Below are 2,825 nucleotides of genomic sequence, written 5' to 3'. Positions count from 1 at the left end.
GCATTACCTCCGGCACCTCCGCCACCACCTTTGGACCCAACTCCGCCTGTACCCGCGGCCAGATCGTCACCTTCCTCTATGCCGCCCTGGGCAGATAATGGATGATCCGCAAGCACCAACATCATGAACTCCATTCCCGCCCCCCGTCTGGGGGGCGGGAGACACTGCAATATACGGGAAAGAAAGAGAGAACAACAAAATGCGGTTAGAGACATTACTGAACTACAACGACATTGTGATCCAATGCCACGACGACCCGGACGCGGATACGATAGCCAGCGGCTTCGCTCTGCAAAAGTATCTGGAGAGCCAGGGCAAACAGCCGAAGCTGGTCTACAGCGGCCCCCGGAGGATCAGCAAGGGCAATCTGACCAAGATGGTCAAGCTGTTCCACATTGACATTGCCCATACGGACCCATCGGAGCGGCGGGAGGACCCGCCCGAGCTGCTGATCACCGTGGACTGCCAGGACGGCGAGAGCAACGTTACACCGCTGCCCCGCAGGGAATTGGCGGCCATTGACCACCACTGCGCCGAATGCAGCGGTCCCAAGGGGAAGGACACGCTGAGAGAGGTCCGAAGCGATTACGGCGCCTGTTCCACCATCCTGTGGTCCATGCTGAAGGACGCCGGCTTTGAGCTGGACAGGGTTCTCTCCTCCGCCCTCTATTACGGCTTGTACATGGATACCGTTGCCTTCAAGAGCCTGGCCAGCGCCCACAGCAGGGACCAGGAGATGCGCAGGGAGCTGGAAAGCGGTGAGCTGGACAGAGAGGGCATTGAGGAGCTGAAACGGGCCAATCTCAATGCGGAGACCCTTCGGATTCTGGGGAAGGCCATTTCGGAGCTCCACTTTTATCACGATTACCACTTCGCCGTTGCCCAGGCTCAGCCCTGTGACCCCAATATCCTGGGGGTCATCAGCGACCAGGTCATGGAGGTGGACGGGGTCGATCTGTGCGTCTCCTACTGCCTGCTGCCGGAAGCGGAGAGAAAGCAGGATGCGGAATTTAAATTTTCCGTCCGCAGCTATCTGGCAGGGATCCCGGCCAGCGACCTTGCCCAGTACATCGCCAACGGCCTGGGCGGCAACGCGGGGGGAAGGAATACCTCCGCAGGAGGCGTGCTGTCTGAGCGGGCATTGAAGCAGGAGATCTCCGACGTGGCTGAGATCGGGTGGGACGGCTTCAGCTCCGCTGTGGGACGGCTGATCTACCGGAAAATTGCGGATTACTGCGAGAACTCCTCCGCGCTGCGCAAGGCATATCCGGAGCTTGCCCAGAAGCTGGAGGATGACGCGTACGTCCAGCGGCTTTATACCCAGGCGGAGCGGGGAATCGCCGCCGCTCAGAACGATTTGGGATTTCGCTGCTTAGAAGGCAGCTATGTGGGGCAGAACGACGAACAGGCGGTAAAATGGTTTCGTATGGCGGCGGAGCAGGGCCTGGCCGAAGCCCAGCACAACCTGGCGCTTTGCTACTACAACGGCAGGGGCGCTGAACAGGATTGGCGGAAGGCGGCGGAGTGGTTCCACAGGGCCGCAGCACAGGGGGTTGCTGAGGCCCAGCTCAACCTGGGGCTCAGATACGCCAACGGTGAAGGTGTGGACAAGGACCCTGTTCAGGCAGCGGAGTGGTACCGCAGGGCCGCAGAGCAGGGCAATGCCAGCGCACAGCTGCTTCTGGGGCTCTGTTACTACAGCGGCAGCGGCGTAGAACAGCAGGACTTTACTCAGTCAGCGGAGTGGATTCGCAAAGCGGCGGAGCAGGGCCTGGCTGACGCGCAGCTGTCCTTTGGAAAATGCTTCTATTACGGCTGGGGTGTGAAGCAAGACCTGGAACGGGCGGTGGCGCTGTTCCGCAAAGCGGCGGAGGTGGACAACGCGGAAGCGAAGTATATTTTGGGGCTTCTTTACCGCAATGGCGACGGCGTGGAACAGGACCTGAAACAGGCTGCGGAGTTGTTCCGTGAAGCGGCGAAGCAGGACTCGCCCGAGGCCCAATATATGCTGGGAGCCTGTTATTACAATGGTACCGGTGTGGAACAGGACCTGGAACAGGCGGAAACATGGCTCCGCAAAGCCGCAGAACAGGGAAATCCGGATGCTCAGCAGGCACTTGCCCAATATTTTTAAAGGGAACAGGCGTGCCGAAGCCTCCGGAGACGGAGCGACAAGCGCAATATCTGAACAAGGAACGCTGCACTGCACGTCCGAAGGTCAATTTTTCCTGTCATCTATTGTTCCCACACCATGAGAAAGGGCCGTCCAGTTTTCTGGGCGGTCCTTCCTGGTTGCTGTGAAGTTACACATCGAAATTGACATTGGTCGAGCTTTGAATTGCCAGTTTCCCAAACCGGGTTTCTATGATGTGAATGCAGAAACTGTTTCGTGACGCCGAAATCCGTTTTGCCTCAGCGCCAGAAACCGCTGCGCCACAGCAGTTTCTGGCGTTTTTTCTTGCAGCTCTCTGCACGGTGCCTGTGTATGGGCTTTTTCATGTCCATATGAGTCTTATAAGACCAATAAGCCAAGCCACACTAAAATCCACTTTAATTCGCAAAGTATCTTTTGTGGGTTAGGACGACCCTAGCCTGCCGCTTTATGGCCCTGCACCAGCAGGGCCTGGCCCCTTTGAAAAGGGGCTCCGCGAAGCGGTGGGGATTGACCTGCGGGCACTGCTTCTACTTAAAAGCTCAAATAGAAGGTGGTGCTCCCGGGGACAGTCCCCCGCCCTCGCTTCGCTCAGGGGGGCAGATTGTCAATGAAGTGCAACAAAAAAGAAAAAGGAGGAGTCAGGAGGGTTTAAGAAAGAGTTCCGCAGGAG

1 protein-coding gene is annotated in these 2,825 nt (G+C 58.0%); it reads left to right on the top strand.

The features are described from left to right. The first annotated feature begins 199 nt into the window (after positions 1–199). Positions 200–2,134 (top strand): DHH family phosphoesterase, encoded by a 1,935-nt coding sequence (locus D1646_RS22115; RefSeq protein ID WP_160638488.1) that lies wholly within the window; start codon positions 200–202, stop codon positions 2,132–2,134. Positions 2,135–2,825: the final 691 nt, after the last annotated feature.

It is taken from the genome of Pseudoflavonifractor sp. 60, assembly GCF_009911645.1.
In the GTDB taxonomy this organism is placed as follows: Bacteria; Bacillota; Clostridia; order Oscillospirales; family Oscillospiraceae; genus Lawsonibacter.
The sequence above is the reverse complement of the archived record's forward strand: the minus strand, read 5'-3'. Positions and strand labels throughout refer to the sequence as shown.